The organism is Phenylobacterium sp. (assembly GCF_035309685.1).
Classification (GTDB): domain Bacteria; phylum Pseudomonadota; class Alphaproteobacteria; order Caulobacterales; family Caulobacteraceae; genus Phenylobacterium.
Genome location: NZ_DATGEX010000014.1, coordinates 97,374 through 113,796, shown reverse-complemented (window position 1 = coordinate 113,796; position 16,423 = coordinate 97,374). Strand labels below are relative to the sequence as shown.

Here is a 16,423-nt window from a genome sequence, read left to right as displayed (position 1 = left end):
GCGGCCGCCACCGTTGCCTTGGGAGGGGCGATTTCGATATGAGCGAGCGCAAACTGACCGGTCTTCGCCGTCGCCTCCTCTGGGTGGCTCTTGCGGTGGTCGTGGTGCTGGCGATTCCCGCGGGCGCGGCGCTCTTCATCTATGACGGCGTCTACGACATCGGCGCCGACGCGCCGCACACCAAGCCGGTGTTCTGGGCGATCAGCCAGCTGCGCGACCGTTCGATCGCGGTTCGCGCCCGCGGGATCGCACCACCCGCCGACCTGGCCGCGCCAAGCCGGATCGCCACGGGCGCCGGTCTCTACGACAAGCTGTGCACCAGCTGCCACCTCGCGCCGAAAATGAAGAAGACCGACCTGAGCAAGGGCCTCTATCCCAAGCCGCCGCCGCTCGCCTACGGCACCGACCTGACGCCAAGCCAGGAATTCTGGATCCTGAAGCACGGCATCAAGCTGACCGCCATGCCGTCGTGGGGCCGCACCCACAGCGACGACGAGCTCTGGGACATCGTGGCCTTCCTGAAGAAGATGCCGGATATGGACCCGGCGCAGTACCAGGCCGCGGCGGCCGGAGCAGCGGCGGCGGCCGGAGCAGCGGCGGCGGCCGCGAAATAGTCCGATGGGCGTTGTGGCGAGGCTCCATCTGACCCTCTCCGTGGTCGCCGGCGCGAGCCTCCTGGCCGCGGCGCCGGCTTCAGCCGCTTCGCCTGGTCCTGAACCTGGTAAAGCGCCGGCTTCATCTACGATCGGCGACGTCACGGTGGAAGCCTCCCAGAGACGGGCCCCCCTGGCCGATCCGACAGCGCAATTCGTCCGCGAGCATCTGCCGGAGGGTCCGTCAAACCAGCTTGCCCGCTTCCGCGACGGCGTCTGCGTCAAGGTGATCGGCCTCGAGCCCAATTCCGGCCAATTCATCGCCCAGCGAATTGCCGAGGTGGCCCGGCAGGTGAAGGCGCCGGTCGCCGATGGCGACTGCAAGCCGAATATCCACATCATCTTCTCCCCTCAGCCCCAGGCGCAGCTCGATGACATCGCCAAGCGCCGCGATCTCCTGACCGGCTTCCACTTCCCGTCGCAGTTCAAAAGGCTGACCGCGGTCGATCGGCCGGTACAGGCCTGGTACGTCACCCGCACCCGCGACACGGTCGGCAATAGCTGGATTGACGGCGCGGCCTCCTGCCCGTCGAATTTCCTTGTTGACGACGGCGCCTGCGGCGACCGGCCCTCGGGCCGTCCCGGCAGCCGGCTCGGCGCCGATCTGAGCAGCGAAATCGTTCACAGCTTGATCCTGGCCGACACCCGCAAGCTGGCGGACGAGAGGATCGAGGTCATCGCCGACTACGTCGCGGTGTTGGCCCTGGCCCGCTGGCAGGGGCTGGAAAAATGCAACACCATCCCGACGATCCTGAATCGGTTGGCCGAGGATTGCGCCGACCGGCCGGAAACGACGACCCGGCAGGACTTCGCGCTGCTGCACGCCCTCTATTCCGTGCAGGTTCGCGCGCTGGGCTCGCAGCAGCGGGCCACCATCGCAAGCGCGGTGCGCAGGGCCACTGACGACAGCCACCCCTCGCCCGCCGGCTGACATGTCCCAGCCTGTCCGGTGCGATCGCACGAGCCTCGCGGCCGTTTGCAACCTTGGCTCAGGAGTTCAAGCTTCAGGTCCGCCGACGATCCTCATTGTCGACCACGACGAACCGCTGAGAAACCGGCTTGCCGAGTACCTGACGTGCGAGGGCTTTCAGGTTTGCTGCGCGGCCGGCGGCGCCTCGATGCAACAATGCCTTCACCTCGGGTGGCCCGACCTCGTGGTGCTCGAGGTCACCTTGCCCGGTGAGGACGGCTTTTCGATCTGCCGGCGGCTGACGGCGCCCGGAGGCCCTGCCGTCATCCTTCTGAGCGCCACGGCGGAAGAGGTCGACTGCGTGCTCGGCCTGGAACTTGGCGCGGATGACTACCTCGTCAAGCCCTGCAGCCCGCGCGAGTTGCTCGCGCGAATTCGAGCCGTGCTTCGCCGGCGGCTGCGAAGCGGCGTCTCGGCCGAAGCCGGGCGGCGCCACCGGATAGACGGCTTCACACTGGAAACGCGACACCGCAACCTTCATAGCCCCCTCGGCGCGATCACCGCCCTGAGCCCTGTGGAAATGGCGTTGCTCCTAGCGCTTGCCGCAAGACCACGGCAGATCTTGAGCCGAAATGAACTGCTGGAGGCGACAGGAACGGCGGCCGCCGACGTCTTGGACCGCACCGTTTACGTCCAGGTGAGCCGCCTGCGTCGTAAGATCCGCGAGAGTTCGGCGATGCAAATCATCCGAACGATCCGCGGCTCGGGATATACCCTGAGCGCGCCTGTGACGCTGATCTGAACCGCTTTCTCGGTCGTCTGGCTTCGGATGGCTGGCCACCTCGAAAGGGTGGAGTTCTGGGGCGGGCTTGGCGGCGCGGCCCGGCCGAGACCGCGGGAGAGACAGCCCAAGCACAGCGCACGGCGCAGCCGTGAGCGAGCGAACGGACGGATGGGCGCCCGCGTGCGCTGGCCCATCTAAGTTGCCTCCTGCGGATTCTAGCCACGATCCAAAGGGGCGCGCCCTTGCGGACGCGCCCCCCCGAAGCTCCGGCGATCGCTGTGGCCTAGAAGCGGTATTGGAACTCCACGCCGAAGGTGCGCGGCGGGGTCAGGGCGTAGTTGCGCGTGATGCCGCCGGGGCCGAAGCCGGTGAGCAGCCCACTTTGCGACAGGCCCGGGACGGCGCCGTTGGTGTTGCCGACGACGGACGGCGCGCCGGGCGTGATCAGCCCGGGCGCGGCAGCGATCGTCGACAGCGGGAAGACGCCGGTGTTGCGGGTGCCGGTCACGCCGCTGTCGTAGCCCAGGGTGTCGAACAGGTTCTTCACATAGGCGATGACGGTGAAGTGGCCGTCCGTAGGCTTCCAGGTCACGCGGCCGTCCACCTGATCCCAGGACGGGGCGGCGTCGTAGTCGCGCTTGAAGATGCTCGCGTACTCCTTGTCGCGCCAGGTGTAGCTGACCGACGGGATCACCGAGCCCCGCTCCGTCTCGAAGGTGTAGAGGATGTTCAGCGCCACCTTGTTGCGCGCCGCGTTCGGCAGGACGTTGCCCTTCAGGTTCTGCGGCCGCTGCACGAAGCCGGTGCTCACGTCACACAGGGGGTTCGGGTTCGGGTTCGCCGCCGTGGCGGTCGTGCCCGTGCCCGAGCAGGCCTGCAGGGCCGTCAGCGGCTTGGCGCCCGGCTGCTGGGCCAGGGGATCGGTGGGGTCGACGATGCCCGAAAGGCTCTTAATGCCCGTCGGGTTGAACGAGTAGTTGAACAGGATGCGCAGCTTGTCGATCGGGGCCCAGGTGGTCTCGAACTCCACGCCCTCGCTGTAGGACTTCGGCACATTGAGGAAGATGTTCTGGGAGGGCGCCAGGCCGCCGGTGTTGTTCACCACGGTCAGCGGCGCCTGCAGGCCTTCGTAGTCGTAGTAGAAGACCGCGATGTCGGTCTGCAGCGTGCGGTTGAAGAAGTCCTTCTTCAGGCCGATTTCGTAGTCGTTCAGGTGTTCCGGGTTGGTCTCCACGAACGGAGTGCCAACCGACGCGACGGCGCCGACCTGGAAGCCGCCCTGTTTGTAGCCGCGGTTGTAGCGGGCGTAGACTAGGGTGCCCGGATCGGGATCCCACTCGAGGCCAAGGGTGCCGGTGGTCGCCGACCAGGAACCGTCGTAGGAGCGGTGGGCGAAGCCGTCAGGCGTGAAGGTCACGCCACCAGGTTGGCCGTTTGGCACGACGCCGGGCGGCACGCTGGCCGTAGGGAACTGCGAGCTGGTTATGTCGACTGCCGGCGTGAACTGGCCGAGCAACTGCGGCGTCACCGTGCAGGCGGTGGTGGCGAAGCAAACGAAGCGGGCCGCTTCCGTGCCGAACTCGCGGTCGTGGCTCCAGCGCAGGCCGATGGTGGTCTTCAAGGTATCGGTGAACTTCCAGTCGATCTGGCCGAACACCGCGTAGGACTCGTCCTGCATGTCCGGCCGGTCGTCGAAGATGCGGTTTTGGAAGTCCAGGGGGCCGTTCGGGAGCGCGGCGGCCAGTTGAGGCTGCTGCGGCAGGGACTGGAACACCGGCTGAACGATGTGTTCCTTATAGTAGTAGAGGCCGCCCAGCCATTGGAACGGGCCGTTGCCCGTCGAGGCGATGTTGATCTCGTGGCTGAAGTTCAGGAAGTTTTCCTGATAGGTCTGGATGTTGGTCGGGAACACCGTCAGGCCCGCGCAGCCGTGGGGCGTTCCGAGATTGATCGCCGGGCAAGGTTGCGAGGCGACCGGCAGCAGCGGGTTGAAGGACGCCGGGTTGATGGTGAACGAGCTGATCGAGCCGTCGCTGCCGCTGTTATCGGTTTCCAGCTTGTAGTGATAGTTGCTGCCGCCGCCGACGTACTTCAGGTCGAAGTTGTCGAAGTGATAGGTCGCCTGGACCGAGATGACATAGGTTTCGTCCAGCGAAACCGATTGCGCGAAGTTCGAGGCGAACTTCCGCGGATCGGTGGAAGCCGGGTTGGTGCAGCCGAGCGGCGAGGTGTTGACCACATTGCTGACCACGCCGCCCGGCGCGCAGGCGAAGCCGGCGTTGGGGTTGAGCGCGCCGAACTCGCCGAAGTTGAAGGGCGCAGCCGTATAGCCGTTGCGGGCGCCGGGGCCGCCGCCGCCGTTGTTCCAGCCGGTCAGGTCGACCTTGCCCCACAGGTCCAGCCTGTCGTTGACCTTCGCCTGGAGCTGGCCTTCCAGGAACCACTGGTCGATGACATTGCCTTCGGAAGGCTTGCCGGGGACGACGTTCTTGAAGTAGCCCTCGGTCTGCTTTTCCCAGTTGCCGACCAGGCGGTACTGCAGGTCGGGCGCCAGGGGGCCGGAGACCGCGGCTTCCAGCAGGGTCCGGCCATAGTTGGCGAGGGTCGCGCGCACCTCGGCGTAAGGGTCTTCCGTTGGGCGTACAGAGATCACGTTGATCGCGCCGCCGATCGAGTTCCGGCCGTAGAGGGTGCCCTGCGGGCCCCGCAGGATTTCCACGCGATCGGTGAAGATCGGCGTCTTGCCGGCCGGGACCGTCGAGGCGCTGAAGACGCCGTCGTCATAGAGCGCGACGGCGTTGGCGATGGGGTGGGAGTTGGTCAGACGACCGACGCCGCGGATCGAGTTGCGGTCGTTGGCCGAGGAATAGTTCAGGCCAGGGGTGAAGTTGGTCAGGTCCTGGATGGAGTTGATCCCCACCAGGTCCCGGTTCTTCGAGCTGAAGGCCGAGATGGCGACCGGCACGTCCTGCAGGCTCTGGCTGCGCTTTTCGGCGGTGACCACCAGTTCCTCGATGGTGCTGCCGCCGCCGGCCGCGGCCGATGCTGCGGCGGTCGTGGCGGGCTTCGTCTGAGCCTGAGCCGATGTTCCGAGGGCGACGGCGAACAGCACTGCGCCGGACGCTAAAAGACGACTTCTTGTCTGCAACTTGAACCTCCCATGGGCCCGCAGGCCAGGACTCCGATGATTTTTTCTTTTCCCCTGCCGGACCCCTGGAGCTTCGTCAAGCATACATGGGTGATATGGGAAACAACTATTGGCGTGATTGCAAATCTGCCACGCCATATACGCTGGCTTCGTGTGATTTTAATTACATCTCGCCAAATTCTTCGAGGTTACAATTGGAACTATACTGATCATGATTGGAGCGTTCAGTCCGACATAATCGAGGGCTTTCGCCGTCGGGAGGCGTTGGAAGCCGGCGGCGGCGCGGCGGGCGTTCGGGAATAAGTCGCGGCCCTGGGGCGTCCCACACTGAGGGCTGCATGCCCCAACCCGGTTCCGGACGGAGGCTCGATGACCGCCTTAGGTTTCGCGCACGGCGCGTATAGCAGCGGCTGGTTCGGCTTTGAGCGGCCGGACGACCGGCAGGTGGTCACCTGGGGCGCGCTCAACGGCGTTCCGGTCGAAATCACACTCGACACCGGCGTCGACCGCACCGTGATCGACGCCGCGACGGCGGCGCGCTGCGGGATCGCGGCGCTCGGCGACACAGTGAGCGTGGGCCTGACCGGCCGCGTCGAGGGCCGCACCAGCGGTCCGGTCCACTTGCAGCTGCAGAACCTGGCGATCACGATGCGCGAAGCGTCCCTGTTCGATCTCGGAGCCTTGAGCGCCATCAACGGCCGCCCCGTCGGGGTGGTGCTGGGGAACGATCTTTTCGGACGGGCGGCCGTCAGCTTCGACTTCGGCGCCGACCGGATGCTGGTGGCGGAGCCGTCGACCCTGATGCCGCACCCGGGCTTCGCGGAAATCCCCCTGACCCGCGAGCCGGAGCTTGGCCGGTTGCTGATACCGGCCTCCCTGGGGAAGGGCGTGGCCCTGGAGGCCGTCGCCGACCTCGGCAACGACGCCCCGCTCTATATGTCGGCCGAGTTCGCCGCGCAGCACCGGCTCCTCGAAGGCCGCCCCCTTTCCCGGTCGATGAGCGTCGGCGCGGAGGGGGTCGGCGTCGATACCGTCTTCACCCTCCCCAGCCTGGAGGTGGGAGGCGTCGTGCTGCGTCAGGTTCCGACGCGGATTCCCAGCAGTTGGACCGCCAAGGCCCCGGCGGTCATCGGCCTGCCGATCTTCGCCCGCTTCGATCTCACGTTCTGCGCGCCGCGCGACCGGCTGTGGATGAAAGCCCCCGCCCGGCGGATCGCGCGTCCTTTCGGCAAAGACCGCTCCGGACTCGCCGTGACGCGGGCCGGAGACAGGCTCGAAATCGCCTTCGTCGCGCCGCGCAGCCCGGCGAGCCGGGTCGGCCTCAGGCCAGGCGATGCGATCACCTCGGTGAACGGTCAGATCCTCGATGGCGGCTTCCTTGCGAACCGTCCCCGGCTAGGCGCGCGCGCCGGAGGCGCCCGGCTGGCGCTCGGCCTGGCCGATGGCCGCGCGGTCTCGCTGATCCTCGCGGACTACTACTGATTTGAACCGTGGCGCGCGCGCCCTCCATGAGGTGACGCCACAGCGGGAATAAACCGCCGGGCTCAGGGGTCTAGTCTCCCATGTCCTGGTCCCGCCTCGGCGCATGCGCCTCGCCCCTCCTAATGGCGCCGGCTCTCGCGGCCGACCCGGCCTGGGCGCACGATCTGGCGGTCTCGGTGACCGCGCGCGACGGCAAACCCGTCGCCGACGCCGTGGTCATGGTTCGGCCGCTCGCCGGCGTGCCCCGCGCGCCCATCAAGTTCTCCTGGGCCTACGAGGTGGCGCAGCGCGACCTGAAATTCTCGCCCTATGTCTTGATCGTGCCCGTGGGCGCGGAGGTGTCCTTCCCCAATTTCGACGGCGTGAAGCACACAGTCTATTCCTACTCCGAGGCCAAGACGTTTCGGCTGAAACTCTACGGCCGCGACATGACGAGGGTCGTGCGGCTGGACAAGCCCGGTGTGGTGCCGCTGGGCTGCGACATCCACGACACCATGCTGGCCTATATCCGTGTGGTCGACACGCCTTACGCGGCCAAGACCCTGGCGGGCGGCGCGGCGGTCATCCGCGATCTGCCGCCGGGTCCGGCCACGGTCACGGTGTGGCATCCCGACAGCCGCACGGCGAACGGCGAGAGCGTGCGCAGGATCGTCGTGCCGGCCAGCGGGGCGGCGTCGCTGGCGCTGCAGATGGATGTCCGCCCCGCCCCGATGCACATGAACTGAGGCCTGAGGAGTTCTCCGAGATGACAGCCTCCCCGCAGGAGACGGCAGGCGCCGCCGACGTCCAAGGCCCCCGCCGCGCCACCTGGTCGCCCCCCGCCTTCGGGCGGCTGCGCACGCGGCTGACGGTCCTCTACGCCGGGCTGTTTGTCGTGACCCTGACCCTCATCCTAGCGGTCATGTACGTGGCCGCGAGCCGCAACGCCCAACGGATCGTTGGCGCCGAGCTGGGCTCCAGCGGCACGGTGTTCGACCGCAACTGGGTCATGCGCACGACGTCGCTCGAAAGCGGCGCGCGCTTGCTGGCGAAGGATTTCGGATTCCGCGGCGCGGTGGCCACCCACGACCGCGCGACCGTCCAGTCGGCGCTCAGCAATCTCAACGGCCGCCTGGGCAGCGACGCCGCCTTCCTGGTCGGACGCGACGGCCAGGTGATTTCCGCGGGCGGCGCCACCCCCTTGACGCTGGACGCCGGCGTCGTGTCGGCCATCACGCAACAAGACCGCACCTCAGGCGTCTTCACAAGCGCCGGGACCCCTTATGAGGCGGTCGCCATGCCGATCCTGGCGCCACAGCTGGTCGGGTGGCTGGTGCTGGCCGTCCGCCTCGACGACCGGGAAATGGCCTCCTTGCGTCAGCTGTCGGCGATCCCGCTCGAACCCGAAGTCCTCACCTGGTCGGGAAACAGCTGGCGCTCGCGCGCCGGGGCCGCATCCAGCCAGGAAAGCCAGGCGATCGGCCGCTTCCTTGCCAGCGCGGCCGGCGCGCCGGCGCGCCGGCCGCAAGGCGTCGTGCGGCTGGGACAGACCATGGAGGTCTTCCGGCCGTTGCCGTCGATGACCGACGCGCCGGCGGTCCTGGTCCTGCGGTACCCCCTGACCAAGGCGCTTGCGCCCTACCGCGCCCTGCTCGGCGAGATCCTGGCGCTGGGCGTGTTGAGCCTCGGCATCATAGCCGCTGGCAGCTGGGCGCTGGCCCGCAGCGTCACCCGCCCCCTGCTGGCCTTGCGCGACGCCGCGCAACGGATGGAGCGCGGCGAGGACGCCCAGGTGACGGTCGACGGCGCCGACGAGATCGCCGCCCTGGCGCGGTCGTTCAACATCATGGCCGAGAGCATACGCGAGCGGGAACACGCCCTCGAAGACTCCCGGCAGAAGGCCGAATCCTCGAGCCAGGCGAAGAGCGAATTCCTCGCCAACATGAGCCACGAGATCCGAACCCCGTTGAATGGCATCCTTGGCATGGCCCAGGTGATGGCGCGCGAGGCGCAGGGCGCGCAACGCGACCACCTGAAGGTGCTGCAGAGCTCCGGCGAGAGCCTGCTGGGCATCCTCAACAGCCTGCTCGACCTCTCGAAGATCGAGGCGGGGCAGATCGAACTCGACACCCATGACTTCGACCTGGCCGAGACGATCGCGGCCGCCTGCGATCCCTTGCGGGTCCTGGCGGAGGAAAAGGGTCTGCAGTTCGAGGTGGATGTCGATCCCACAGCCGCCGGTCTCTGGTCTGGAGACGCGTTGCGTGTGCGCCAGGTGCTGACCAACCTGATCTCCAACGCCGTGAAATTCACCCACGCCGGCGCGGTGACCGTCTCGGTCGAGGGCGTCGCCGATGGAGTCCGCTTCCGGGTGACCGACACAGGGATCGGAATCCCCGAGGCAAAGCTCGAGACCGTCTTCGAGAAATTCTCACAGGCCGACGGGTCCACCACCAGGCGCTTCGGCGGCACCGGACTGGGCTTGGCGATCAGCCGCCATCTGGTCAGCCTGATGGGCGGAATTCTGAGCCTTGAGAGCCGCGAGGGCGAAGGCTCGACCTTCGCGTTCGAGTTGCCGTTGGTCAGACGCGAAACCGCCGCGGCAAGCGACGTCGACAGCGTCACACAGGCCAACCCCGGCGACCTCACACGACCGCTGCGGATTCTGGCGGCCGAGGACAACCCGACCAATCAGCTGATCCTTCGCTCGCTGCTGGCGACGCTCGACGTGGACCTGACTCTTGTGGAGACCGGCCGCGCGGCGGTCGAGGCCTTCAGCTGCGCCCGATACGACGTGATCCTGATGGACAGCCAGATGCCCGAGATGAACGGGGTCGAAGCGACCCTGGCCATCCGCCGGCTCGAAGCCGCTCGCGGCCTCGAACGCACACCCATTCTGGCGGTGACGGCCAACGTGATGTCGCATCAGGTGGCGGAGTACGCCGCGGCAGGGATGGACGACGTGATCGCCAAGCCGATCGAAATCCTGGCGTTGCTCAACGCGATCGACCAGGCTTTGGCGTCCCCCGCGGAGCCGGAGGCCGTCGGCTCCGCGGCCTGATATCAATTCGGCCAAGGCCGCGCGGCGACGTCGGCCGACCCGCCCGCGGACCAGCGCATCGGCCAGGGACGCGGCCCGATTGCAACCGGGGGGCTTCCGGGCCAGAGGAGGCGGGGTGTGGCGGGAGCGAACCATGGCGGCGGCCGAGCCGATCCTGATGTCCTGGAGCGGCGGCAAGGACAGCGCCGTGGCGCTGCACGAGCTGCAGCGCGCCGGCCGCGAAATCGCCGGGCTGATGACCATGGTGGCGGGCGACGCCGACCGGGTGAGCGTGCACGGCGTGCCGCGCGATCTGGTGCGCCGTCAGGCCGCGGCGCTGGGCCTGCCGCTGCACGAGGTGGTGCTGCCGAGCCGGCCGAGCAACCTCGAGTACGAGGCGGCGATCGGCGACCTGTTCGCCGCCCAACGGGCCGCGGGCGTTGGGACAGTGGCGTTCGGGGACCTGTTCCTGGAGGACATCCGCGCCTACCGCGACGCCCTCTGCGCGCGGTTGGGGATGGCGCCGATCTATCCGGTCTGGGGCCGCGAGACCCGCGCCTTCGCCGCAGAGTGCGCGGCCTATGGTTTCCGCCCGGTGCTGTGCTGCGTCGACCTCGCCCGGCTCGATCTGAGTTTCGCAGGACGGGAACTGGATGCGGCGCTGGTCGCCGACCTGCCGCCGGGCGTCGATCCGTGCGGCGAGAATGGCGAGTTCCACACCTTCGTTTTCGACGGCCCCAACTTCGCGCGCCCGATCCCGATCGAGGTGGGCGGCCGCGAGGCTCGCGACGGCTTCGGCTATTGCGCCATCCGGGCCGCGTGACGGCTTCACCCAGGGGAAGTCTTGTGCGACTTAGCCGTGCAACGAGGGAGCCGTCATGACACCGCGCACGACCGTGAGTTTCGCCTGGGCCTTGGTGCTGGCCGTGGCCACCGTGGCCGGCAGCCTGGCGGCGTCCTGCATGATGCCCTTCGTGGCGCTGGCGGTGATGTCGGCGGCGACCATGACGCGGCGCCAGGCGGCGATGACCCTGGCGGCCGCCTGGGCGGCCAATGAGGCGATCGGCTTTGCGGTGCTGCATTTCCCGGCCAACGCCAGCTCGTTCGGCTGGGGCGCCGCGGCCTTGGGCGCGGCTCTGGGCGCCATGCTGGCGGCGAGCCTGGTCCTGGCGCGCGGGCGGCTGTCGGCGGCCCGGCTGGCCTGCGCTTTCGTCCTCGGCTTCGCGGCCTATGAGGGCCTGATGGCCGTCTGGGGCCTGGCCGGCGGCGGGCTTTCGACCTTCACCCCGGCCATCGTGGCGCAGATCGCGCTCAACGAGGTGCTCTGGCTGGTGGGCCTGGCCGCGGTCCAACTGCTGCTGACCTGGCGCGCGCCCCGCCTGTTCGGCGCCGCGCCGGCGCTCAGCCTGATCTAAGGGATGGCCGGTCCGCGCATCCTGTCCCTGCTGCCGAGCGCCACCGAGATCGCCGTCGCGGTCGGGCGCGGCGAGGGCCTGGTGGGGCGCAGTCACGAGTGCGACTTCCCGGCGTTCGTGGAGGCCCTGCCGGTCTGCACGGCCACCAAGCTCGAAAAAGGCCTGACCTCGCGCCAGATCGAAGACCGGGTGCAGGAGATCGTCCGCCAGGGCCTGTCGGTCTATGAGGTCAAGGCCGCCCTGGTGCGGGCGCTGAAGCCGGACGTGGTGCTGACCCAGTCGCAATGCGCGGTCTGCGCGGTGACGCCGGCGGACCTGGAAGAGGCGCTCTGCGACTGGGTGGGCGCGCCGCCGACCCTGCTGTCGCTGGCCCCGGACAATCTGGACGACGTCTGGGCTGACCTGCGCCGGGTCGGCGCGGCGGTGGACGCCGCGGGCGAGGCCGAGGCAGCGGTCGGGCGGCTACAGGCCGGGCTAGAGGCGATCCGGGTGCGCGGCGCCGCGCGCGGCTGGCGGCCCCGGGTCGCGGCTATCGAGTGGATCGAACCGCTGATGGCGGCCGGCAACTGGGTTCCCGAATTGATCGACGCGGCCGGCGGCGAGGCGCTGTTCGCGGCGCCCGGCCAGCATTCGCCGTGGCTCGAGTGGGACGCCCTGGCCGCCGCCGATCCTGACGTCATCATCCTGATGCCCTGCGGCTACCGGATCGGCCAGACCCTGGCGGAGATGGGAGCCTTGCGCGCCCGGCCAGAGTGGCGCGACCTGAGCGCGGTGAGGGCCGGGCGCGTGTTCGCCGTCGACGGTCACCACTACTTCAACCGCCCTGGCCCGCGGCTGGTGGAGTCCGCCGAGATCGTGGCCGAGATTCTGGACCGGTGCGTGGATGCGCGATCATTGGTCGCCGGGCCGGTGGGCGAGCGCTGGCGGGTGGCGGCGGTCGCTTAGGTATCCCGCGGCGCCTCGTCCTTGAGGCCTTCCCGGAAGGCCCGGAGGCCTTTCGCGGCGTCGCCCATCACACCGGAGATTCGCCCGCGCCCGCCAAACAGCAGGGTGACGACGGCGGCGACCGCCAGAACATGCGAGATGGAAAGCGCGCCCATGGCGTCGAAGTCTCCTGAAAGCGGCCGGGTGGAAAAAAGACGCGGGACGCCGGAAGGACTGGTTCGGCGCCCCGCGTCGCGCCGGGTGGGGGCAGTGGCGCCGCCCGTTCCCGACAAGGACCCACATGGGGCAGGTCCCGGGTAGAACCGTGCGCCTGCCTGGGGGGGCGGGAAGGCTGCACGGCGTTCTGGCCGGGCGGAGGAGGCCACCGGGCCAGAAGGGCGAGGGCGGCCCGCTGAGCGGGCGCGCCGACTAGGCGGACGCTCAGCCGTCCATGCGAAGACCACCGGTCAGGGCGGCGAGGGTCGGCGGTCTGAGCGATTGAAGGCGGTGCACGGCATATCCTGATCGCAAGTCTCAGTAGTTGAGACGCCCCAGCCCGCCGACTTATTCCCGCCGGCCCGCCGCCGCCTCCACGCGCCAGGCCCGGCCCGTCTCGCCCGCAAGCAGCTATCCCCAAGCGCGCGCCCGGGCCGGGAATAAACCGCCGTAAGCCCGGGTCTAACTGCAGTACCCGGACGTCTGGCGCCGGGGCGCCCGGTGCGTGGTCCGAGACGCTCGCGCGGACGGGATGGTCACGCCCCGGCGGGCGCCCGCCGATGCGGGCGGCCGTCGGGGACAGAGGAAACAAGGAAATCCATGTTGCAGAAAAAGTACGTGTTCGGCTGCGCTTCGGGGCTGGCCTTGACGATGGCGGCGGGCGGGGCGTTCGCCCAGGCCCAGACCTTGCCGGGGCTGGCCGCCGCCGCCGACTCCAACGCCGTCAGCGAACTCGTGGTCACCGCCCAGAAGCGCTCGGAACGGCTGCAGGACGTACCGGTGGTGGTCACCGTGCTGACCGAGGCCAAGCTTGAGGCCAACAATGTCCGGTCGGTGTCCGACCTGGTGACCCTGACGCCCGGCCTGACCTCCACCACCAACGGCAGCGAGGGCACGACGATCGCCCGCATCCGCGGCGTCGGCAACGTCGCCGACAACCCCGGCCTGGAAGACGCCGTCGGCCTGTACATCGACGGGATCTACCGGCCCCGGAACGGCGTCTCGTTCAACGACCTGGGCGAGCTCAACGACATCGAAATCCTGAAGGGGCCGCAAGGCACCCTGTTCGGCAAGAACACCATCGCCGGCGTGATCCAGATCACCACCAAGCGGCCCTCGTTCACCTACAGCGCGCTCGGCGAAGCGACGGTGCAGAACTACAACGGCTACGGCGGCTCGGTGTCGCTGACCGGCCCGGTGGTAGCCGACAAGGTCGCCATCCGCCTCTACGTCGCCGACCGCGAGCGCGACGGCTATATCCCGGTCGTCCAGGCGCCTACGACCCACATCCCCGACCAGAACGACGAGCACGTCTTCACCACCCGCGACCAGCTGCTGGTCAACTTCACCGACGACCTCGACGTCAATTTCATCGCCGACTACAGCCGCCGCCGTGACCACTGCTGCGTGGCCGTGGACTACCAGAACGGCTCACCGGCCACCGTGCAGAACGAAGTGTTCCCGGGCACGGTGCCCAATCCGGTCAGCCCCCGAAACAACACCGCCTTCCTGAACCGCTCGACGCTCGACCTGATCACCGACCAGGGGATCTCGGCGGAGGGCCACTGGAAGACGCCCTGGCTGGGCAATGCGGTGCTGACCTCCATCACCGCCTATCGGGACTCGAAGGAAAACACCGGCGGCGATACCGACGGGACCCTGGCCGACATCATCGACACCAACCCGGCGACCAACTTCACGCGCTTCCGGCAATTTTCCGAGGAGCTGCAGTACCGCGGCTCCACCGCGCGGCTGAACTGGCAGGTGGGCTTCTTCTATTCCCACGAGCTCCTCGACAACGGCGTGTTCCTGCAGAACGGCCCGGCGCTAGGCCCCTATCTGAACGTCCTCAGCGCCGGAGCGCTGCCGGCCAACGGCTTCCCAGCCGGAGAAGGCGCGATGGATACCTTCCACCAGCGTGAGCACTCCGAAGCGATCTACACCCAGGAGGAGTTCAAGCTCACCGACCAGCTCTCGTTGATCGGGGGGCTGCGCTACACCTGGGAGCACAAGGATCTCAATTCCGAATACGCCAACAATGACACGGCCAACACCTGTGCGAACGTCCTGCAGGCGGCCACCGGCAGCCCGACGCCGATCCCGTTCTCGGCCTTCGGCAACTTCTCCAAGGCGATCTTCGGCACCGCCTGCCTGGTGAACCCGGCGTTCAAGGGACTGAACACCACCCAAAGCCTCGATGAAGGCGCGCTCACCGGCACGGCCAAGCTGCAATACAAATTCAATGACGAGGCCATGGTCTACGGGTCCTACTCGCGGGGCAATCTGGTCGGCGGCTTCAACCTGGCCGAGGTGACCACCCCGTTCGGCCCGGGCGGGGCGCCCAACACCTCGCTGGCGCCGCAGACCGACACCTCGTTCCCGGCGGAAAACGTCAACGCCTATGAGCTGGGGGCCAAGACCCAGTGGCTCGACCGGCGTCTGGCGTTGAACGCGGCGTTGTTCTTCCAGAGCTATCGCGACCACCAGCTGAACGCCTTCACCGGCACGCAATTCGTGGAGTTCACCATCCCCGAAGCCCAGACCGGCGGCGCCGAACTCGAAGGCGCCTTCGCCGTCACCCCGGACCTCACCCTGAACGGCGGAGTGACCTACGCCGAAACCACCTACCCCAGCGACGCCAAGAACAAGGCCGTCCTGCAGGCGCCTGGCAGCGAACTCTTCCTGCTCCCGGGCAGCCGCCTCTCCTACGCGCCCCTGTGGTCCATCACCCTGGGCGGCAGCTACAAGCATCCGGTGACCGAGGGGTGGGACGGCTTCGTCAACGTCGACGCCAAATACAGCTCCAGCTACCAGATCGGCTCCGACGAGGACCCGAACAAGAACCAGCCGGGCTTTGCCTTGGTGAACGGGTCCGTGGGCGTCACCACCCACGACAAGCGGCTGGAGTTCAGCGTCTGGGGGACCAACCTGTTCAACCAGTTCTACAAGCAGACGGCCTTCGACGGGGTGCTGCAGACCTTCTCGACGCCGCCGGCCGCCAACCCGGGGATGAACAACTACTACGCCTTCCCCGGTGAGCCGCGGTTCTACGGCGCCACGTTCAAAGTCCGCTTCGAATAGCGGCCAGGGCGGTCCGGCGCGCGCCGGACCGCCCTCTTCGGCCCTCGTCCCAACCGTCACCTGCGCAAGCCGCCCACGGCTTGCTTCCATCTCCTGGAGTTTCGATGCGAAAGATCCTTCTTGCCGCCCTGGCCCTGGGGCTCGGCGCCGCCGGCCTTGCCGGCTCCGCCCTCGCCCAATCCGCGCCACCGGCCGGAGCCGTGCGCCCTGCGCCGCCCGCGGCGGGGGTTGTCGTCGGCTTCAACGACAAGACCCTGACGGTGAAAGACGCCCATGGCATGGTCACGACCTATGCCGTCGCCGACGACGCGCGGGTCCTGCGGCTGCGCAAGATCGACCCCAGCGCGATCAAGCCCGGCAGCTTCGTGGCCACCGCCAATGTGAACCAGCCCGACGGCAGCGGCGTGTCGACGGAGTTCCGGGTGTTCGCGCCGGCCCTCAAAGGCCTCGGCGAAGGCCACTTCCCCATGGCTGGCGAGGCGCCGGGGACCATGATGACCAACGGCACCGTCACGGCCGAGGTCGCCTCGACGCCCCGCGGGCGAGAGATGGACGTCATCTACAGCGGCATCGGCGGCCAAGGCGTTCGTCACCTCGTGCTGCCGGCGAACGTGGCGATCCGCGAGATGAGCCTGGTCGATCGCACCCAGGTCAAGGCCGGCATCGCCGTCGAGGTCCGCGCCGCACGCGGCCCCGACGGCCTGCTCATGGCGCGCGCCATCCTGGTCGGTGAAAACGGCCAGCCGCCGGCGTCCTGAGTGATCCGGACGGCGCCGGTCCAATGTGAGGGT

At 68.4% G+C, this 16,423-nt stretch carries 13 protein-coding genes; 11 read left to right on the top strand and 2 right to left on the bottom strand.

All coding sequences use genetic code 11. The annotated features are described in order from the left end of the window. The first annotated feature begins 38 nt into the window (after positions 1 to 38). The 3 genes from VKQ35_RS03795 to VKQ35_RS03785 are packed head-to-tail and all read left to right on the top strand — an operon-like array spanning position 39 to position 2,365. Positions 39 to 614: a cytochrome c gene (locus VKQ35_RS03795; RefSeq protein ID WP_324358724.1), complete on the top strand. Its 576-nt coding sequence runs from the start codon at positions 39 to 41 to the stop codon at positions 612 to 614. Between the two features lie 4 nt (positions 615 to 618). Continuing rightward, on the top strand, positions 619 to 1,584 hold the full coding sequence (locus VKQ35_RS03790) for a hypothetical protein (protein WP_324358723.1): 966 nt from the start codon (positions 619 to 621) through the stop codon (positions 1,582 to 1,584). A gap of 1 nt (position 1,585) precedes the next feature. Continuing rightward, the gene (locus VKQ35_RS03785) at positions 1,586 to 2,365 is read left to right on the top strand and encodes a response regulator transcription factor (RefSeq protein WP_324358722.1); all 780 of its coding nucleotides are present in this window, start codon (positions 1,586 to 1,588) and stop codon (positions 2,363 to 2,365) included. A 265-nt stretch (positions 2,366 to 2,630) separates the two neighbouring features. On the opposite strand, the gene VKQ35_RS03780 is transcribed toward VKQ35_RS03785, so the two are convergent. After that, complete coding sequence (locus VKQ35_RS03780) at positions 2,631 to 5,459, bottom strand: TonB-dependent receptor (protein ID WP_324358721.1); 2,829 nt, start codon at positions 5,457 to 5,459, stop codon at positions 2,631 to 2,633. A gap of 405 nt (positions 5,460 to 5,864) precedes the next feature. Here VKQ35_RS03780 and VKQ35_RS03775 point away from each other — a divergent pair, with 405 nt between their 5' ends. From VKQ35_RS03775 to VKQ35_RS03750, 6 genes are all read left to right on the top strand, one after another. Next, on the top strand, positions 5,865 to 6,977 hold the full coding sequence (locus tag VKQ35_RS03775; protein WP_324358720.1) for an aspartyl protease family protein: 1,113 nt from the start codon (positions 5,865 to 5,867) through the stop codon (positions 6,975 to 6,977). A 122-nt stretch (positions 6,978 to 7,099) separates the two neighbouring features. Next, positions 7,100 to 7,702: a methylamine utilization protein gene (locus VKQ35_RS03770; RefSeq protein WP_324358719.1), complete on the top strand. Its 603-nt coding sequence runs from the start codon at positions 7,100 to 7,102 to the stop codon at positions 7,700 to 7,702. Positions 7,703 to 7,722: 20 nt separating this feature from the next. After that, positions 7,723 to 10,017 (top strand): ATP-binding protein, encoded by a 2,295-nt coding sequence (locus VKQ35_RS03765; protein ID WP_324358718.1) that lies wholly within the window; start codon positions 7,723 to 7,725, stop codon positions 10,015 to 10,017. A 133-nt stretch (positions 10,018 to 10,150) separates the two neighbouring features. Further along, complete coding sequence (locus tag VKQ35_RS03760) at positions 10,151 to 10,819, top strand: hypothetical protein (RefSeq protein WP_324358717.1); 669 nt, start codon at positions 10,151 to 10,153, stop codon at positions 10,817 to 10,819. Positions 10,820 to 10,874: 55 nt separating this feature from the next. After that, entirely contained in the window at positions 10,875 to 11,411 is a 537-nt protein-coding gene (locus tag VKQ35_RS03755; protein WP_324358716.1) for a hypothetical protein, read from the top strand. Between the two features lie 3 nt (positions 11,412 to 11,414). After that, positions 11,415 to 12,356, top strand: a complete 942-nt coding sequence (locus tag VKQ35_RS03750; RefSeq protein WP_324358715.1) for an ABC transporter substrate-binding protein — start codon at positions 11,415 to 11,417, stop codon at positions 12,354 to 12,356. Here VKQ35_RS03750 and VKQ35_RS03745 read toward each other — a convergent pair. Beyond that, the gene (locus VKQ35_RS03745) at positions 12,353 to 12,511 is read right to left on the bottom strand and encodes a twin-arginine translocase TatA/TatE family subunit (protein ID WP_324358714.1); all 159 of its coding nucleotides are present in this window, start codon (positions 12,509 to 12,511) and stop codon (positions 12,353 to 12,355) included. The two genes, VKQ35_RS03750 and VKQ35_RS03745, sit on opposite strands and share 4 nt — an antisense overlap. A gap of 640 nt (positions 12,512 to 13,151) precedes the next feature. On the opposite strand from VKQ35_RS03745, the gene VKQ35_RS03740 reads away from it, so the two are divergent. Both VKQ35_RS03740 and VKQ35_RS03735 read left to right on the top strand, forming a co-directional pair. Then, complete coding sequence (locus VKQ35_RS03740) at positions 13,152 to 15,632, top strand: TonB-dependent receptor (protein ID WP_324358713.1); 2,481 nt, start codon at positions 13,152 to 13,154, stop codon at positions 15,630 to 15,632. A 104-nt stretch (positions 15,633 to 15,736) separates the two neighbouring features. Further along, positions 15,737 to 16,390, top strand: a complete 654-nt coding sequence (locus VKQ35_RS03735; RefSeq protein ID WP_324358712.1) for a hypothetical protein — start codon at positions 15,737 to 15,739, stop codon at positions 16,388 to 16,390. The last annotated feature ends 33 nt before the right edge of the window (positions 16,391 to 16,423 follow it).